This window comes from Endozoicomonas sp. (assembly GCF_965196975.1).
Classification (GTDB): Bacteria; Pseudomonadota; Gammaproteobacteria; order Pseudomonadales; family Endozoicomonadaceae; genus Endozoicomonas.
In genome coordinates this window covers 20,093-36,057 of the sequence record NZ_OZ239981.1, presented here as the reverse complement: position 1 = coordinate 36,057, position 15,965 = coordinate 20,093, and the positions used below count along the sequence as shown (strand labels likewise).

17 protein-coding genes are annotated in these 15,965 nt (G+C 49.5%); 5 read left to right on the top strand and 12 right to left on the bottom strand.

The features are described from left to right. Positions 1 to 3: 3 nt before the first annotated feature. Positions 4 to 2,502: a glycerol-3-phosphate 1-O-acyltransferase PlsB gene (gene plsB / locus ACOCLE_RS00230; RefSeq protein ID WP_419535019.1), complete on the top strand. Its 2,499-nt coding sequence runs from the start codon at positions 4 to 6 to the stop codon at positions 2,500 to 2,502. Positions 2,503 to 2,543: 41 nt separating this feature from the next. On the opposite strand, the gene ACOCLE_RS00225 is transcribed toward plsB, so the two are convergent. Beyond that, positions 2,544 to 3,323, bottom strand: coding sequence for a class I SAM-dependent methyltransferase (locus ACOCLE_RS00225; RefSeq protein ID WP_419535018.1), 780 nt, complete (start codon positions 3,321 to 3,323; stop codon positions 2,544 to 2,546). A 127-nt stretch (positions 3,324 to 3,450) separates the two neighbouring features. Further along, positions 3,451 to 3,594: a hypothetical protein gene (locus ACOCLE_RS00220; RefSeq protein ID WP_419535017.1), complete on the bottom strand. Its 144-nt coding sequence runs from the start codon at positions 3,592 to 3,594 to the stop codon at positions 3,451 to 3,453. A 94-nt stretch (positions 3,595 to 3,688) separates the two neighbouring features. Here ACOCLE_RS00220 and ACOCLE_RS00215 point away from each other — a divergent pair, with 94 nt between their 5' ends. Then, positions 3,689 to 4,831, top strand: a complete 1,143-nt coding sequence (locus ACOCLE_RS00215; RefSeq protein ID WP_419535016.1) for a polyamine ABC transporter substrate-binding protein — start codon at positions 3,689 to 3,691, stop codon at positions 4,829 to 4,831. A 34-nt stretch (positions 4,832 to 4,865) separates the two neighbouring features. On the opposite strand, the gene ACOCLE_RS00210 is transcribed toward ACOCLE_RS00215, so the two are convergent. Next, positions 4,866 to 6,146: an NAD(P)/FAD-dependent oxidoreductase gene (locus ACOCLE_RS00210; protein WP_419535015.1), complete on the bottom strand. Its 1,281-nt coding sequence runs from the start codon at positions 6,144 to 6,146 to the stop codon at positions 4,866 to 4,868. A gap of 570 nt (positions 6,147 to 6,716) precedes the next feature. Here ACOCLE_RS00210 and ACOCLE_RS00205 point away from each other — a divergent pair. The 3 genes from ACOCLE_RS00205 to ACOCLE_RS00195 all read left to right on the top strand — a co-directional run bounded on the left by ACOCLE_RS00205 (position 6,717) and on the right by ACOCLE_RS00195 (position 8,535). Then, positions 6,717 to 8,051 carry a uracil-xanthine permease family protein gene (locus ACOCLE_RS00205; protein WP_419535014.1) on the top strand — a complete coding sequence of 445 codons (1,335 nt, stop codon included), beginning with the start codon at positions 6,717 to 6,719 and terminating at the stop codon, positions 8,049 to 8,051. A 77-nt stretch (positions 8,052 to 8,128) separates the two neighbouring features. Beyond that, on the top strand, positions 8,129 to 8,269 hold the full coding sequence (locus ACOCLE_RS00200; RefSeq protein ID WP_419535013.1) for a hypothetical protein: 141 nt from the start codon (positions 8,129 to 8,131) through the stop codon (positions 8,267 to 8,269). After that, on the top strand, positions 8,251 to 8,535 hold the full coding sequence (locus ACOCLE_RS00195) for a hemerythrin domain-containing protein (protein WP_419535012.1): 285 nt from the start codon (positions 8,251 to 8,253) through the stop codon (positions 8,533 to 8,535). The genes ACOCLE_RS00200 and ACOCLE_RS00195 overlap by 19 nt, the downstream gene beginning before the upstream one ends. A gap of 54 nt (positions 8,536 to 8,589) precedes the next feature. On the opposite strand, the gene ACOCLE_RS00190 is transcribed toward ACOCLE_RS00195, so the two are convergent. The 9 genes from ACOCLE_RS00190 to ACOCLE_RS00150 form a co-directional block, all read right to left on the bottom strand. Further along, positions 8,590 to 9,393: an undecaprenyl-diphosphate phosphatase gene (locus ACOCLE_RS00190; protein WP_419535011.1), complete on the bottom strand. Its 804-nt coding sequence runs from the start codon at positions 9,391 to 9,393 to the stop codon at positions 8,590 to 8,592. A gap of 25 nt (positions 9,394 to 9,418) precedes the next feature. Beyond that, positions 9,419 to 10,090 carry a tRNA (adenosine(37)-N6)-threonylcarbamoyltransferase complex dimerization subunit type 1 TsaB gene (gene tsaB / locus ACOCLE_RS00185; protein WP_419535010.1) on the bottom strand — a complete coding sequence of 224 codons (672 nt, stop codon included), beginning with the start codon at positions 10,088 to 10,090 and terminating at the stop codon, positions 9,419 to 9,421. 173 nt (positions 10,091 to 10,263) lie between these two features. Next, a complete protein-coding gene (gene adk / locus ACOCLE_RS00180; RefSeq protein WP_419535009.1) occupies positions 10,264 to 10,914 on the bottom strand; it encodes an adenylate kinase in 651 nt (216 codons plus the stop codon). A gap of 183 nt (positions 10,915 to 11,097) precedes the next feature. Then, entirely contained in the window at positions 11,098 to 12,219 is a 1,122-nt protein-coding gene (locus tag ACOCLE_RS00175) for a beta-ketoacyl-ACP synthase III (protein WP_419535008.1), read from the bottom strand. Positions 12,220 to 12,303: 84 nt separating this feature from the next. Then, positions 12,304 to 13,101 (bottom strand): substrate-binding periplasmic protein, encoded by a 798-nt coding sequence (locus ACOCLE_RS00170; RefSeq protein ID WP_066016763.1) that lies wholly within the window; start codon positions 13,099 to 13,101, stop codon positions 12,304 to 12,306. A 243-nt stretch (positions 13,102 to 13,344) separates the two neighbouring features. Further along, entirely contained in the window at positions 13,345 to 13,929 is a 585-nt protein-coding gene (locus tag ACOCLE_RS00165) for a disulfide bond formation protein B (protein WP_419535007.1), read from the bottom strand. 23 nt (positions 13,930 to 13,952) lie between these two features. Beyond that, the gene (locus tag ACOCLE_RS00160; protein WP_419535006.1) at positions 13,953 to 14,108 is read right to left on the bottom strand and encodes a DUF5993 family protein; all 156 of its coding nucleotides are present in this window, start codon (positions 14,106 to 14,108) and stop codon (positions 13,953 to 13,955) included. Positions 14,109 to 14,190: 82 nt separating this feature from the next. After that, positions 14,191 to 14,424 (bottom strand): tautomerase family protein, encoded by a 234-nt coding sequence (locus ACOCLE_RS00155; protein ID WP_066016765.1) that lies wholly within the window; start codon positions 14,422 to 14,424, stop codon positions 14,191 to 14,193. 85 nt (positions 14,425 to 14,509) lie between these two features. Beyond that, on the bottom strand, positions 14,510 to 15,958 hold the full coding sequence (locus tag ACOCLE_RS00150; protein ID WP_419535005.1) for an oligopeptide:H+ symporter: 1,449 nt from the start codon (positions 15,956 to 15,958) through the stop codon (positions 14,510 to 14,512). Positions 15,959 to 15,965: the final 7 nt, after the last annotated feature.

Here is a 15,965-nt window from a genome sequence, read left to right as displayed (position 1 = left end):
TCCATGCTGAAGCCCATTACCCTGAATCGCTATGTTTTTCATAGCCTGAGAAAACTCCTTTCTACGTGGGTTCGTACCACGGTTGAAAACAATAACCCTGAAGCTTTGCATCTGCAGACCGGAAAACCTGTTGTCTATGTCATGCACCAGCGCTCTCTGACGGACCTGATGGTTCTGGAAGGTGAGTGTATAAAAGCAGGTCTGCCACGCCCTTACAAACCCATTGACGTTGACCACCCGCAAAGCAAAGCGCACTTCTTTCTTAGCCAGTACGAAGGCCTGATACTCCAGAGAGAACGGCCAGAGCCACCTGAACTGCTTGAAGAGCTGGTCAGGCAGGTGGAAGAAAAGCATCAGGATGTCCAGCTGGTTCCCGTTACCATTCTCTGGGGCCGCTCTCCAGAGAAAGAACAGTCTGCCTTTAAACTGCTGTTCGACTGGAACTTCAGCCTGGGTGGCCGTTTCCGGAAGTTTCTGGCAACGCTGCTTCATGGCCGGCAGACCATGGTCTATTTCAGCCCAGCCTTATCACTGCAGGAAATCATGGGCGACAGTAAGAACCACGCCCGCAGTGTCCGTAAGGTGAACCGAATTCTCCGCGTTCATTTCCGCCAGAAAAAAGCGTCTGTTCTGGGGCCGGATCTTTCTCATCGCCGCATGCTGGTCAACAGCCTGATTCATACGCCCAGAATTCAGAAAGCCATTGCCGCAGAAGCTGCGGCTCAAGAGATAACTCTGGTAGAAGCCGAGGCAAAAGCCCGGAAGTATGCCAATGAAATCGCTTCTGACTTTTCCATGCCAGTCATCCGCTTCCTGGATATTATCCTGACCTGGTTCTGGAACAAGCTTTACAGCGGCGTAAAAGTCAATCATATCGAGCCATTGAAGGCGCTGGCGCAGACCCATACGATCGTTTACGTTCCCTGTCATCGAAGCCATATCGATTACCTGCTACTGTCGTATGTTCTGTTCTATGAAGGTTTACCGCCCCCCCATATTGCGGCGGGCATTAACCTGAATATGCCGGTAGTAGGAACGATTCTGCGCAAGAGTGGTGCCTTTTTCATGCGCAGAACATTTCGTGGTAACCCTCTTTACAGCATGGTATTCCATGAATACATGTACACACTGACCAACAAAGGCTTTGCCACCGAGTACTTCATCGAAGGTGGCCGCTCCAGAACCGGTCGCACCCTGACGCCAAAAACCGGCATGCTCTCCATTACCGTCCGCAGCTTCCTGCGCGATAATCGCAAGCCTCTGGCCTTTGTACCAGTCTATATCGGTTATGAAAAGCTGCTGGAAATGGCCAGCTATCTTGGAGAACTGAGAGGTGAAGCCAAGAAAAGTGAGTCGCCTCTGGATATTGTCCGAACACTGGCGGCGCTGAGAAATGAATTTGGCAAGGCATGGATTACCTTTGGTGAGCCAGTAGACCTGGGCTCATTCTTGAGTACACAGGCACCCAACTGGAAAGAGAGCTCCGGCACCGATGATAAACCGGAGTGGCTGGTGAAAACCACGTCGAACCTGAGCGATGTGCTGGCAGGCAGAATCAACTCTGCTGCCGTGATCAACCCTGTAAACCTGGTCGCCATTGCCCTTCTCTCCTCACCAAGGCATGCGCTGGGTGAAGAGGAGCTGATTCGTCAGCTGGATGGCTATACACGTCTTCTGTCGATGGTTCCCTACAGTGACCGGACTGCGATGACAGATCTGGATGCCCGCAGCATGATCCACTACGTGGAAAACCTGCAGCTGATCCAGAGAAAAACCGATGCGCTTGGCGATATTATCAGCATGGATGAGAAGACCGCCATTTCCATGACGTATTATCGCAATAATGTGCTGCATATTTTTGCCATCCCGTCCCTGATCAGCTGTTTCTTTGTGAACAGTGCCAGCATCACAAGAAAAGAGATCCTGCGCATCAGTGCGATTCTCTACCCATACCTTCAGGCGGAACTGTTCCTGCAGTGGACTCAGCACGAAGCGCTGGCCGTGGTTCAGAAATGGCTGGATTGTCTGGTGGAAGAAGGGCTGATTACCCAGGGCCAGGATGACAATGGCGAAGCGTGCTATTTCCAGCCAGACCCATCCACCTCTGAATACATCATGCTGAATGTATTCTCACGCTCGATTGTTCAAACTCTGGAGCGCTTCTATATGGTGATCAGCCTGCTCCTTCGCAATGGCAGTGGGAATATTGAAGCCGAAGCTCTGGAGCATCAGAGTGGTGTGCTGGCGCAGCGCCTGTCAATCATTCATGGCCTAAATGCGCCGGAGTTTTTCGACAAGTCACTGTTCCGTGGCTTTATTGCCCAGATGCGTCATCACGGTGTACTGGAGATCACTCAAACCAATAAACTGGTGTTTGGCGATAATATTCAAAAAGTCGCAGATCAGGCTCACTCACTTTTGACCACTGAAATACGACACAGTATTGACCAGACCAGTCGATACGGTGTCAGTAACAGTTCTGAAGAGAAAGCAACGGCCTGAATGGCAAAGAGTGCGCTCTCTATAAGAGAGCGCATGGGGAATTACCCGGAAAATGCTTTCAAAGCATAGATATCATAACGACAGGCTTTCCCTTCCAGTCGGTAAGTGGGAGCCTGACCATTAAGATCTGGCGCTAACCTTGGCCTTTTCACAACCACTCGATACTCGGCCAGTTCAAGTGCCGGCTCCAGCAGCTGATCCGCATCCGGGTCATCGCCCAGCAGATCCTGAAACAGCCTCATCTCTTTTTTGACCAAAGCCGACTTTTCCCGGTGAGGAAACATCGGATCCAGATAAACGACATCGTATTTATTTTCTGAGGCTTTCATCAACTTAATGGCATTCCCTTTTAAAAGGGACATCTGTTCTGCGATAGGAGAGACATCATGGTCTTCAAGTGCCCGGCGCAAACCATCTTCCAGAAGGGCAGCAACCACCGGGGAACGCTCAATCATGGTGACATTGCATCCCAAGCTGGCCAGAACAAACGCATCCCGCCCCAACCCACCGGTTGCATCCAGTACCGATGGTTTGACGCCTTTATTCAACCCCACAGCCTTGGCAATGTCCTGCCCCTTACCTCCACCAAATTTGCGCCGGTGCCCTGCTTTTCCACCGACAAAATCAACAACAATCGGCTTCTCTTTAGATCCTGCCCGCTGAACCGCCAGTTCACCGGACGCATCAAAAGCCACCAGAGCCCCCTCACTAATGTCTTGAAGGCTATGACTAAAATCAGTATTCAATTGCGCCGCAAGGCTTTCAAGCAAAGCCTGAATGGGGGGGTGATCTGAAGCAAGGACAAATAGCTGGGTAGACATCAGTGCATTAGAAATGAGCTATGAGGGTGGCTGAATCTATCACCGACAGAGCATCGGTTGCAATGAATACGCGCAGTCATTAGGTAACAGCATACATGGCTGGTTGCACACTCCCCCAAAGGTATGCTCAGGCATTAAGCCTTAGCGCCCCATAGGTTTTTACCACTATTCCATACAGCAACAATGGATTTCGCATAACCATGTTGCTATCTTCCGCAGCTTCATTTTCATCAACCTGATGACTGGGGGTGTAGCGACTCGGTTGAGTCACTACTGATTATTTAAAAAATGCCATCGAAGAGTGTCTGGCTCCAACTGATATGAGTATCAGGCTGCTCACCAATGGTTTGTTGTAAGGATTCACCATGATCGGACGTCTGGGGAAATCTGTATCCACGCTTGTCACCACCGCGGCTATCGCCTCTTCTCTTGTCGCTTTTCTCACGATAGCGCCTGCTTTTGCCAAAACGACGGATGAAGCGCAAAAGACACTCAATATCTACAACTGGTCGGATTATATCGCCGAAGACACCATAGCCAATTTTGAGAAAGAGACGGGCATCAAGGTTCATTACGATGTCTTTGACAGCAATGAAGTACTGGAAGCCAAATTGCTTTCAGGAAAAACAGGCTATGACATTGTGGCACCATCAGCAGATTTTCTGCTGCACCAGATCAAAGCCGGTGTATACCAGCCACTGGATAAAAAGAAGCTGTCCAACTGGAAGCATCTGGATGGGGAACTGATGACATTGATGGAGACCTACGATCCGAATAACCAGTTCTCGTTTCCCTATCTGTGGGGAACCACTGGCATCGGTTATAACCCCGATCTGGTGAAAGAGCACCTTGGGAAAGATGCCCCCATCAATAGCTGGAGCCTGATCTTTGATGAGAAAAATATCAGCAAGCTCAGCCAGTGTGGTGTTGCGTTCCTGAATGCACCTACCGAAGTGATTCCTGCAGCCCTGAGTTATCTTGGCCTTGACCCAAACTCGACCAACAGAGCCGATTACGCCAAAGCCGAAGCGCTGCTGATGAAAGTACGCCCCTATGTTACTTACTTCCACTCTTCACGCTCAATTTCTGACCTGGCGAATGGTGATATCTGTGTCGCCATGGGCTGGTCTGGAGATGTGCTTCAGGCTGCAGACCGTGCTACTGAAGCAGGCAATGGGGTAACCGTGGAGTATGTGATCCCAGACGAAGGTGCAGGCCTCTGGTTTGATACCGTTGCCATTCCCAGGGATGCCAAAAATCCGGAGGAAGCGCATATCTTTCTGAACTACCTGCTGCGCCCGGACGTGATTGCCAACATCACCGACTACGTGGCTTATGCCAACCCGAACAAATCCGCCACAACACTGGTGGATGATGACATTCGTGAGAATCCTGGTATCTATCCAACCAATGAAGCCAAAGAACGGCTATTTGTCTTTGAGGTTTTACCCTCCAAAATTAACCGACAGGTTAACCGCATGTTTACCAAACTGACTTCCGGTCAGTAATAAAAAAACCGCCTGAGAAGGCGGTTTTTTTTCATCAGCCAGCCAGAGAATCTTCAAGCTCTGCTTTCCAGATTGCCATCGCCAGTGCTGGCACACGAAGCACTTTGGGAGTTGGTATCCATTTGTGGCGGATGCGGGAGAACACATCAAATCGCTCAGACATACCCGCCATTGCTTCAGCAACTAAGCGTCCGGCAATATTGGTCAGTGCGACGCCGTGCCCGGTATAGCCATGCGCTGTGTAGATATCATTACCCAGATGCTCAATGTGCGGCATGTATTCCCGGGTAACCGCGAACAAACCACCCCAGTGATACTCCATTTTGACATCATCAAGTGTTGGAAATACCTTCAGCATCCGCTGACGCAGACGCTCTTTAGAGTCACTGTATTCGCCATTGAATGGGTGATTAACGCCACCAAACAGAATTCGGCCATCCGCAGTCGGACAGAAATAGTCGAGACTGTTGTTTAAGTCCGACATGGCCATTTTATTGGTAATGGGCTGTCGATCACCCAGTTGCTCGGTAACGGCAATGTAAGAGGCCACTGGCAATACTTTGCTTTCCGCTTTCCGGTTGAGACCGTCAATGTAAGCATTACAAGCCAAAAGCACCTGCTTCGCCTTCACACTCCCCTGCTCTGTCAGTATCTGGTTTGGACGGCCTTTGACCAGTTTAGTCGCCTTGCTCTGTTCGAATACGCGAGTCCCCAGATCAATTGCTGCGCGGGCAAGACCCAGTGTGTAGTTGAGGGGGTGCATATGGCCGCTGTTGGTATCAAACAGCCCACCCAGGTATTTCTCTGTTGAGGTCACTTCCCGGATTTTGTCACGATCCCACCAGCTGACACTGGGGTAGTCATAACGGGTCTGTTTCAGATCCAGCCAGGACTTCAACTCTTTTTCCTGGCTTGGCTTGATGGCCAGTTCGATATAATTCTGCTGGAAGTCGCAGTCGATATTGAATTCACGGATACGATCACGAACGATATCCAGCGACTCGCAGGAAAGATCCCACAGCTGCTTGCCCCATTGCGGGCCAAAGGTTTCATCCACCTCACGCAGCCCCAGACAGAAACCCGCCAGACACTGCCCGCCATTTCGACCGGAAGCTGCCCAGGAAATACGGCCAGATTCCAGCAGCACTACATCAAAACCACGCTTGCGCAGTTCAATGGCCGCGTTAAAGCCGGTCATACCACCACCGATAATGCAGACATCCGCAGTGATATCTCCGCTCAGTACAGGCTGAAGCGGAAGTGAATGCCCGGTGGCCTGATAATAGGAATCGATATATTCGCCAGCTTGGCTCATTCCAGTTGCCCACTCATTTTTCAAAAACACAAACATCTAAAATGCAGAGGTTCTGTACGATGCACACTAACCACTTCGTCGCTCACCTCCGGTCATGGCGCCATGGCTGTTAGAAATGACCTGAAAAGTATCTTCAGCCATAAACGACGGCGGATTATCCTGTGGATGTTCCACACTGGCAATAAGTAGCTATGCAAAGAAAAACGGTTCGTAATCCGATTAATTTAGATACTTGTCATCTTCGTAAGTTCACTAATTAATTTTCTTCCTGTGTATAACAAATCATCACATCAAAAAGAATCGTCTAAAAACCAGACATAAAAACGGTATTAATTGATTAAATTTGATTTCCAGTGACGCAAATCAAAAAAACAAAATGCCCTGAGCTTTTAAATGTTCACAACTTTACACAGACAACAACAGCTTTTAAAAAATCATCGTATTCATTCAACACGTGAATGCAAAATCAAACTCCAAAACATCCAGTTTCACCGATCAATAATTACCCATAACAGTTAAAAGCATTAAGCAGCCAGTAAGTTGGGAGCAGGTGCTTTAACGGAGGAAACGATGGAGCTTTACTACAAACTTGATCACCGCCCCCCACTGGCCAAGTGTCTGATACTGGGTCTACAGCACTTGTTATCAGCACTCCCGGGAATCATTGGTGCTCCATTGGTTATTGCTTCTGTTCTTGGCTTCTCCGTTCAGGAAACCATTATTCTGGTTAACGCCTCCCTGTTGATGTCCGGTCTGGGCAGTATCGTTCAGGCGACGGGTATGGGACGGTACAATATGGGAGCAAAGCTCCCTGTGATCCAGGGCACCAGCTTTGCCTTTGTCGGCGTTGCTATATCCATCGGGTTCCAGTACGGATTTGCTGCCGTCATTGGGGCAACCATTGCCGGCGGTATTTTCGAAATACTGCTCAGCTTTATCATGCCTCAGGTGAGGAGGCTGTTTCCTCCGGTCGTGACAGGTACTGTGGTCTGTCTGATCGGTATGACCATCTTTCCGGTTGCCGTTGACTGGTTGGGCGGCGGCCATGGCGCTGAGGATTATGGCAGTCTCGTAAATCTTGGTGTGGGCATGGCGGTATTTGCCGTGGTGGTGGTTCTCAACCAATGGTTTAAAGGCTTTATCTCTGCCGCTGCCATTATCATTGGTTTAACCGTTGGCTATGCACTCTGGTTCGCTCTGGGTCGACTGGATCTGACCAGTGTTGCTGAAGCTGCAATTGTTGCTATTCCGAACCCTCTGCACTTTGGTGTTGAATTCCACGCGGGCGCCATAATTGCCATGTGTGTTGCCTATATCGTCTCCATGGTGGAGTCCACCGGTGACTATCTCGCACTGGCCAACTATTGCGATACCCGTCTGGATAGCAAAAGACTGAGTGCAGGTATTCGTTGGGAAGGGTTGAACAGTATCATTGCCGGCTTTTTCAACTGCACCGCGACAACCTCGTTCAGCCAGAATATTGGTGTTGTAGGGGTTACCGGTGTTGCCAGCCGTTATGTGGTCATGGCAGCAGGCGGTATTCTTGTGGCGGCAGGCCTGCTACCCAAGCTGGGCGCGCTGATTGCCAGTGTTCCCCAGCCTGTGATTGGTGGGGCAGGTCTCATCATGTTCGGCATGATTCTGGCTGGCGGTATCGGCATCATCAAGACCATTGATTTCTCCCGCCGGAACACCATGGTGCTTACTCTGGGGGTTGCTGCTGGCCTGGCGGTCACTTATCGACCAGAAATCGTGGGTCAGCTGCCAACCGCACTCAAGACAGTAATGGGTAATGGTATTGCGCTTGGAGCTATTGTCACCGTATTGGCCAACCTTATTCTGCCTGGTCAGCGCATGGAGGTTGAAGAAGAGCCAGAAGGTGAGCCAGCCACCCAAACTGGTTAACCATTAATGATTTGAGACATATGTGGGAATCACGTCCTAAACTATTAGAAACCGTTATGTTCAGGGAGTGAACACATATGTCTCAGTTGATTCAGGAATTCAAAAGCGAACACTTGCAAATCAGTGACTTACTCTTGCAGGCTCGTGAAGTGGGCGTTGGTAACCAGCAGGGTCGGGATTTGATCCTTTCCGCCAAAAAATGTTGCTGGCTCATTTAAACAAGGAAGATCAATACCTTTACCCTGTACTGAGAGAAGCGGCTGAGAACGATGAGAGCCTGAAGTCGACCCTGACTGACTATGCACTTGATATGGATAAGATTTCTGCCGATGTAATGGCTTTTTTCACCCTATATGAAAGTGGCGATAATACCGTTGAACACTTTCAGCAGGACTGCAACAACATCATCAAAGCACTGAGTAAGCGGATTAACAAGGAAGAAGCGGTTCTCTACAAAACCTACGATAAAATTAAAGGCGCTTGATATCACAAGCTTAAGTGATCGGCTGCCCAACACAGCCGATCATGATTTTCCTGCCTAGAAGAATACAAACCCAAGCAATACCACACTCAGAATCATCCGATAGATGACAAATGGCATGAGCCCTATGCGGTTAATAAACGCCAGAAAGTAGTGTACACAGACCCAGGCACTGACCGCCGACACCAAGGTTCCAAGCGAGAGTGTCTGCCAGTCCACAGGTACAGAGCTTTTTGCCAGATCCAGCATCAACAGACTGCCAGCGCCCAGAATCACCGGAATCGAAAGCAAGAATGAGAACCGGGCAGCCGCATCACGGGTAAAGCCCATCATCAGGGCTGCAGTCATGGTTATACCTGAGCGCGAAGTACCAGGAATCAGGGCCAGAGCCTGAGCAAAACCAATCAACATGGCCTGCTTAAAGGTGACCTGCTCAAGAGGCTGAATACGCTTACCCTTGACGTCAGCCCACCCCAGCAGCGCCCCAAAAATCAACGTAGTACCAGAAATAACAGCCACAGTACGCATTGCCTCATCCAACCCCATTTGTTTCAGGGCCAGACCAAATACCACGGCTGGCAATGTGGCAAAAATCAGATACCAGCCCAGCCGGCTGTTAAATGTAGCGCCCTTTCCAACGAGAGAGCCCAGCCAGTCTCGGGCAATAGCAAAGAGATCTTTCCAGAAATAAGCAATGACAGCAGCCAGCGTACCAATGTGCACAGCAACATCAAATGCCAGCCCCTGGTCCGTCCAGCCAAGCAGCTGAGCAGGTAGAATCAAATGCCCTGAGCTGGAGATGGGTAGAAATTCGGTAATGCCCTGGATCAGCGCCAGGATGATGGTCTGTAGAGTGTCCATAACGGTCCTTCTGTCTTAAGAGGTTTTAGCGTTCTGATTTTTTCAGAGCCACCTTATCCCGAAGATAAACCGGCATGGCCTGCTCCGCAGGCAGCCCTTTACCCTGTTTAAAGTCGGCTGCAGCCAGCAGGGCTATATCGTGTGCATGGGGCCAAGCTTCAATCTGACAATCAACCACGTTTGCAGACAGTCGGTTTCTATACGCCCAGCCAGTCCCCATACCAAACCAATGCCCTTCCATAACGGGTACCACAACATTTTCTGGCATGGCCACTATTTCCGCTGCAACCGGCACCATTAAGCCCTCAGACTCGGAAAATGCGCCCCAATAGACCTCATCCATTCTGGCATCAATGGCACTCAATACTTTTGATGCCTTATGCTCCCGGAGCCCCTGCTGAGCCAGAGCTGCCAGCGTCGAGACTGGAACCACCGGAAGATCAACCGCAAACGCCAACCCCTGAACCATGGCAGTAGCCACCCTGAGGCCGGTGAATGCGCCAGGCCCTCGACCAAAGGCCAGAGCATCCAGTTGCTTAAGGTTTAAGCCAGCCTGAGACAGAATGTCTTCAACCATGGGGAGCAGATCACGACTGTGTCGGCGGGGGGTCAGCTCAAAGCGTTCGATCACTTCGCCATCAAGGTTAAGGGCAACAGAGCAAGCTTCCGTTGCAGTATCAAGAGCAAGCAGTTTCATGGGGAGTCTTTACTGTTATGGTGAGCGTCAGCAACATGGAAAGGCTTCTGCTCTGTGAATGAGCGCTATTTTGAAAAGACAGGCCGCTCATTACAACCGTATTTTCATGAATTACAAAAAAGTCGGCGGCGCTTTCACACCCCCGACTCTTTGTTGTGTTATGCAATCAATGCTCAGGCAGCAACGGGCTTCAGCGCGTCCAATACCTGCTGTTTGATCTGGTCAACAGAGCCAACACCTTCAATGCGGCTGTAACGGGTATCTCCACCCACTTTCTGGTAGAACTCAACCAATGGTGCAGTCTGGTCATGATAGACCCCCAGACGCTTGCGTACGGTTTCTTCTTCATCGTCTGCACGCTGCACCAGAGCTTCACCCGTCACATCGTCCTTACCCTCTTCCTTGGGCGGATTGAACACCACATGGTAGGTACGACCACTTTCAGGATGTACGCGACGACCACTCATGCGCTTGACGATTTCTTCATCCTCAACGGCAATTTCAACCACGTGGTCAATGGCAACACCGGCGTCACGCAGGGCTTCTGCCTGGGGAATGGTGCGTGGGAACCCGTCAAACAGGAAGCCATTGGCACAATCGTTTTCAGCGATACGCTCTTTTACCAGGGCAATGATGATGTCATCAGATACCAGGGCGCCGGAATCCATAACGGCCTTAACCTTTTTGCCCAGCTCAGTGCCATTTTTGATGGCAGCCCGCAGCATGTCCCCGGTAGAGATCTGAGGGATACCGTACTCTTCCATGATAAATTGGGCCTGAGTCCCTTTACCGGCGCCCGGTGCACCCAGCAGAATAACGCGCATGAAAAGCTCCTGTTGCCAGCCATCCGTTCTCTGCTGAAAGAGATCGTATTATAGAGACATCGTCTGGCTTGGAATAATTGACAAACTTATCGAAAAGCGGACAAGGATATACAGCCAGAAGCCCGGTGACAAGTTTGGACTTATCACCGGGTCTTAGAGGATATTCTAACGCCATTATGGGTATTACTGCTTTTCAACCACCACACTGCCGATGGAGTAACCGGCTCCGAAGGAGCATATAACCCCTTTGTCCCCGGATTTCAGGTCCAGCGAATGCTTATGGAACGCAATGATCGAACCGGCCGAACTAGTATTAGCGTACTCGTTAAGAATCACCGGTGCTTCATGAGAAGCTGGCTCACGCCCCAGCAGCTTGCGCGCCACGAGTTGATTCATATTCAAGTTTGCCTGATGCAACCATAGACGACTTAAGTCACTGGGATGAAGTGCTAGAGACTCAAGGTGCTCAGAGATATGCCTGGCTACCTGAGGACAGACTTCTTTAAAGACCTTTCGACCGTTCTGGACAAACAGCTTGTCTGACTTGCCGATACCCGCTTCATCCGCACGATTCAAAAAGCCAAAGTTATTGCGAATGTTATTGGAAAATTGTGTCCACAGGTGACAACCAAGTACTCGATAGCCATCTTTTCGCCTGGCAATGTCTTCACTCTCAAGCAAAACGGCAGTACAGGCATCACCAAAAATAAAGTGGCTGTCCCGGTCACGGAAGTTCAAATGGCCGGAACAAATTTCCGGGTTCACCATCAATACCCGTTTTGCAGACCCACTGCGAATGGCATCGACGGCAGATTTAATACCAAATGTGGCCGAAGAGCAGGCAACGTTCATGTCGTAGCCGTAACCGCCACCACCAAGGAACTGCTGGATTTCAACCGCAATAGCAGGATATGGCCGCTGCATATTGGAACAGGCCACAATAATCATATCCACCTGTGATGGATCTACCTGAGCCTGAGCAAGCGCTCCTCTGGCGGCATGGAGTGCCATTTCGCACTGGACAGAGATGTCTTCATTGGAACGCTCTGGAATAAGTGGAACCATTCTCTGAGGATCAAGAACACCTTCCCGGTTTACCACATACCGGTTAACGATTCCGGACGCCTTTTCAATAAACTCACTGCTACTTCTGGCCAGTGGTTCCAACTCACCGGCGGCTATGGCGTCTTTATTCTTATCATTCTCCTGATCGACCCAGGCATTGAATGCGTTGACCAGCTCATCATTACTGATGGCCCCCGCCGGGGTGTATAACCCGGTACCACTGATCACTACTTCCGGCACAATCACTCCATCATATGCTTATTATCTTTTATTTTTCGCATCTTATAGCAGGGTAATTACCAAGGGAACTAAATCTTATTCACCTTACTGGCTTGCCAGCTCCGTCAATGGCTGAGGAATATCCACTTCCCATTCGTCATACAGTGCCTGCAGACGGCCTTGTTTTGCCAGAACTTCAATACGTGCATCGAAAATATCCGCCAACGGCCTGCTTACATGGCCATCGCCGTATGACATGTAGTAGTAGTTTCCGGTCACAAATTCAGCAATTTCAAACTGCTCAAGCTCAATCTCTTCCTTCTCGGCAACCGCTTCGATTTCGGCCAGTTCATCCACCAGAACATCAATGTCACCAATTTCCAGAAGAGCTATGCCTTTCTTCATATTGATGAACTCTTTGACTTCGAAGTCACCGTACTTTTCACCATCCGGGATCAGGTTGTACCCCTTTCTCATACCAACCACCTTTCCGGTCAGGTCAGGCCACTGATCAAAAGATCGAACAGCTCCCTCCTGATAGGCAATTGCAAGGTACTCAGGCTCCAGCGGGTATTTACTGAATGTCAGATTTTCATAATCAGAATCAAGACCTTCACCCGGCACTCCGTCCACTGCACGATATTCAGTCATCAGTTTCATGCTGCGGTTCCAGGGCAGGTTTTTCAGGCGGAGCTTGAACCCCAGAGGCGTGTAGACTTCTTTAAGAATCTCCCAGTAGAGGCCTGTACCATCTTTATGAGTATATCCATCCCACATCGGGGCGGCAAAGGTGAGCGTTTTTCGCTTGATCGTTGCAGCAATATCTTCCGCAGAACTTGCGGCAAGAGCCAGGCCACTGACGGAAAGAGACATCGCAAGGAGGAATGACGTCAACCACTTCATGAGCTGTTTCCCTTTTTTCTTATAAAGCGCTACGAGACTGCGACAGGATTTGCCTGTTTAACAAAACGTCACTTTTCCCGCTCAAAGCTATTATTATTGGTTATTGCAGGTAAAGATGATCTACAGATTAGGGAGTAAACGCAAGACGAAGGCAGAAGAAACCGCTAAATTGATAACCATTTCAGCAAAAACACCTAAACAATACGACAACGAATACATATTACTTCTTCAAACGTGAATGAATTACCGCCCTGGTACTAGCAGCTTGTACCTCTCAGGGTTGTCATCACAAACCCAGAGTCCACATTCAATTAACGAAGATCCGGCATTGGTGAGGATAATCATAAGCCCTATAGTGATCACTGTTTTCACCCAGAAAGGCTGGCGCGTATAGGGAATGAAGCCCTGTCCATTACTCCCCATATACTGACCAGGTATTAATAAGAGCATACTCGTCAACAGAATAATGCTGACAAATGAGACAAATGCCCAAGTATAAAAGTGCATGCCAAAAACATCTTCACCGTATGGAGGTGTCCCTGGAATGACATGAAGGCTGACCTGCCTCAGAGCCACTGCAGCGCCAAAAACAGCGGATAACAGTAACAGGCCATAGTGCCATGGCCTAGGGCCGTAAGAGACATTCAGCAACAGGGCAATCATGCAGGCAACAAAACCCACACGCTGCAACAAACAAAGCGGACATGGCAGATCATGTTTATAAAACTGGTCGTAAAATGCGTACACCAGCACTACTTCCAGTGCCAACAGGCCAAGCGCATTCAGATAGCGCAGAGCCATCGGTAAGTCATAGCGTTGAAAGTACATGCATACTCACTCTTTCAGACAATTTATAAAAGAATTCGTAGTGTTGATGTAGCGTGAAACTGAAACCAGTAAATGGACAAAAAGAAGGCAAAAGAATAGACACTCAGTCCGAACTTAAGGGAATTCCTCAGCAAGGCAATGGCAGCAATAAAGTTAAGCAGAAACAACAACGAAACCATGGTGAGATACCTTCATAATGAAAATCTCCCCGAACCGGCTGTCGACCACACTCGGTCATCGACAGCAATGTTGTTAACGAAATCAGGACTTCCCAGTTCCTCGCTTCTGTCTTGATGCCTCCAGCTCAGGACTATTATCTCCCAGACTCCAGTTTCCGGGTTCCTGCTCTTCAATCACAACCCAGACCGCCTGCTGAAAACGATCTTCACCACCTGCAGCAACCTTCACCAGCAGCTCAGAAATACCATCCATCACTTCCTGCTTCTGGATTTCATTAAATAGCCCCTTGACCGTTTTCACAGAAACAAACGGCATAAGCACTCACCTCACAATAAACTTCGACCTTCACAGGGTAGTCCATTTTCACCAAAGTGGTGCTGTTGAAAGGCTGGAGTTACTTTTAATCCGCAATCATTCGGTTTAGCCAGTGCGCTGAAAGCAACATACCAACAGATACAGCCAGGGAAAACAGCCCCATGTCAGTAAAGAACTCACTATAGACTGGCAATGTGTCGACAGCGGAAGACAGGTCGTCAATTTCCAGGGCCGTCAGGCTGGCCACATACCCGGCAATGACCGAGGCAGCAGAGCTGGTTAAAAACCAGATCCCCATAATGAACCCGTGCAGGCGTTCGGGCACCAGTTGGGCCACCATCGCCAGCCCCAGACCACTGATCAGCAACTCACCAATGGACTGGAAGAAATAGCTCAACACCATCCAGCCAGAAGAGACCATTCCCTGATGATTGGCAAAATAGGCCGCTAATGGAAACACCAGAAAACTGATGGATGTAAACAGCATCCCCAGGGCAAACTTGAGGGGCATGCTGGGGCCACCACCATGCAGCTCTGTACGGTTATATATCCAGGCCATAATCGGACTGGCCACCATAATCCAGAACGGGTTCAATGATTGAAATGTCACAGGGTTGATGGTGATACCCAGGATCACCGGCTCAACATTATTGATGGCAAAGAAATTCAGCGAGGTTGGCATCTGCATATACATCACAAAGAACACAACCGCTTCGAGCATCAGAATCAGAGCGACCAGCATCCTCCGCTGCTCCTGCCCCTGGGCAGCAATAATCTCCTTCAGAAACATCAGCAGTGCAGCGGTACTTACCAGTGCCAGCAAAATATTGGCCATTAACAGATAATGCAAAATCCACGCACTGATGCCACAGGCAACAATAATGCCTGAATAAAGTAACAGCCGGGTTTTCCAGGGTACCGGTCGAAAATCGGGCTCAGAACCGATATCGCCTACCCAGTGGCGCATGAAGAAATAATTGCTCACAGCCACAAACAAGCCTATGGCACTTGCCATAAAACCGGCTCCCCACCCCATGTATTCCGCAATATAAGGGACCAGTGTCATGGATAGAAAAGAGCCTATATTGATGGACATGTAATAGAGGGTAAAAGCACCATCCAGGCGGTTATCTTCTTCCTCATAGCATTTCGCCAGCAGGCTGGATGGGTTCGCCTTGAACAGGCCATTCCCAACGGCGATACACCCCAGAGCCACGTAAACAATCGTCTGCTGATGACCAGCCATTGCCATGATCAGGTAACCGACCATCATCACCACAGCTCCCAGAACCATGGTCCGCTTGGTACCAAAAATGTTATCCCCTACAAACCCTCCGATAGACACAAACCCAAAGACCAATGCACTGAAAGCGCCAAAAGTAATAAATGCATCGTCATCTTCCATGCCCAGCTGGCGAACAAGATAGATCGATAACAGAGCCTGAAGACCGTAATAACCAAAGCGCTCCCATAACTCGATAAAAAAGATCAGGTAAAAAGGTTTGGGTTGGTTCAGGATATTGAATTGCGACATAACGGCT

What these genes read in the sequence shown, in the direction of transcription:
- plsB (WP_419535019.1), top strand. Translation starts at nt 4, where the DNA reads ATGCTGAAGCCCATTACCCTGAATCGCTATGTTTTTCATAGCCTGAGA.
- ACOCLE_RS00225 (WP_419535018.1), bottom strand. Translation starts at nt 3,323, where the DNA reads ATGTCTACCCAGCTATTTGTCCTTGCTTCAGATCACCCCCCCATTCAG.
- ACOCLE_RS00215 (WP_419535016.1), top strand. Translation starts at nt 3,689, where the DNA reads ATGATCGGACGTCTGGGGAAATCTGTATCCACGCTTGTCACCACCGCG.
- ACOCLE_RS00210 (WP_419535015.1), bottom strand. Translation starts at nt 6,146, where the DNA reads ATGAGCCAAGCTGGCGAATATATCGATTCCTATTATCAGGCCACCGGG.
- ACOCLE_RS00205 (WP_419535014.1), top strand. Translation starts at nt 6,717, where the DNA reads ATGGAGCTTTACTACAAACTTGATCACCGCCCCCCACTGGCCAAGTGT.
- ACOCLE_RS00200 (WP_419535013.1), top strand. Translation starts at nt 8,129, where the DNA reads ATGTCTCAGTTGATTCAGGAATTCAAAAGCGAACACTTGCAAATCAGT.
- ACOCLE_RS00195 (WP_419535012.1), top strand. Translation starts at nt 8,251, where the DNA reads ATGTTGCTGGCTCATTTAAACAAGGAAGATCAATACCTTTACCCTGTA.
- ACOCLE_RS00190 (WP_419535011.1), bottom strand. Translation starts at nt 9,393, where the DNA reads ATGGACACTCTACAGACCATCATCCTGGCGCTGATCCAGGGCATTACC.
- tsaB (WP_419535010.1), bottom strand. Translation starts at nt 10,090, where the DNA reads ATGAAACTGCTTGCTCTTGATACTGCAACGGAAGCTTGCTCTGTTGCC.
- adk (WP_419535009.1), bottom strand. Translation starts at nt 10,914, where the DNA reads ATGCGCGTTATTCTGCTGGGTGCACCGGGCGCCGGTAAAGGGACTCAG.
- ACOCLE_RS00170 (WP_066016763.1), bottom strand. Translation starts at nt 13,101, where the DNA reads ATGAAGTGGTTGACGTCATTCCTCCTTGCGATGTCTCTTTCCGTCAGT.
- ACOCLE_RS00165 (WP_419535007.1), bottom strand. Translation starts at nt 13,929, where the DNA reads ATGTACTTTCAACGCTATGACTTACCGATGGCTCTGCGCTATCTGAAT.
- ACOCLE_RS00160 (WP_419535006.1), bottom strand. Translation starts at nt 14,108, where the DNA reads ATGGTTTCGTTGTTGTTTCTGCTTAACTTTATTGCTGCCATTGCCTTG.
- ACOCLE_RS00155 (WP_066016765.1), bottom strand. Translation starts at nt 14,424, where the DNA reads ATGCCGTTTGTTTCTGTGAAAACGGTCAAGGGGCTATTTAATGAAATC.
- ACOCLE_RS00150 (WP_419535005.1), bottom strand. Translation starts at nt 15,958, where the DNA reads ATGTCGCAATTCAATATCCTGAACCAACCCAAACCTTTTTACCTGATC.